This is a genomic window from Streptomyces sp. SID4985 (assembly GCF_009863025.1).
Classification (GTDB): Bacteria; Actinomycetota; Actinomycetes; order Streptomycetales; family Streptomycetaceae; genus Streptomyces.
The window spans coordinates 1-695 of record NZ_WWIR01000616.1; the positions used below are offsets into that span (position 1 = coordinate 1).

At 73.1% G+C, this 695-nt stretch carries 1 protein-coding gene; it reads right to left on the reverse strand.

Annotation, left to right across the window (positions count from 1 at the left end; translation table 11 throughout):
* Positions 1 to 349: hypothetical protein (locus GTW40_RS26275; RefSeq protein ID WP_161182644.1), on the reverse strand; the 349-nt coding region annotated here is incomplete at its 3' end.
* Positions 350 to 695 lie beyond the last annotated feature (346 nt).

Consider the following 695-nt stretch of genomic DNA (forward strand, 5'->3'; position numbering starts at 1 on the left):
CGTGCACGGCGGCCGCCTTGGCGAGCGGCACCTCGGCGGCGACCATGACCTCGCCCAGCTCGGACAGCTCCGCGTCGGCGTCCGGGCCCGTCCTGACGGCACGGTCCGGTACGTCGGCGGCGACCACGACCCGGCGCGGGGTGGCCGACCGGTCGGCCGCGAGCAGCCGCAGCGAGGCGAGCGCGGCCTGGCCGAGCGCCGCGTACTCCAGCTCCTCCAGGTCCTCGGAGCCACACCACTGGCGCAGCTCGGGCGTGACGGCGTAGGCGACGAAGGAGCCGGTGCCCAGCACCCCCGTGCGGTACGCCTCGGCGAGCCCGGGAAGGGTCAGGGGTACGTAGACGCGCATTCCGGCCGCTCTTTTCCTGGTCAGAGGCTCTGCTGAGCCTCGCGGGAAGGCCCCTTCGGCCGCTCCCGGAGGGCCTCCAGAATACGTGCGCCCGTCCCCTTTCGGGCGCCCACCCGCACCCCCGAAGGCGTCCACCCCACGCCCCGCCTTCACCCGGTGCGGCCCCCGTTTCCCGGGCTTTTCTCCCCCGCCGTCACCCGGATAAGTGAACCTTCCCGCCCCTCCGCCACGCCCCACCCCTTCCTTGCCGACCCGCCACCCACCCCCGTACAAGGTCCCCACCACCGAGTTACCGCCCGGTATCAACCCATTCCGAACGGGGACCCCCATGAACAAGGTCATGAGC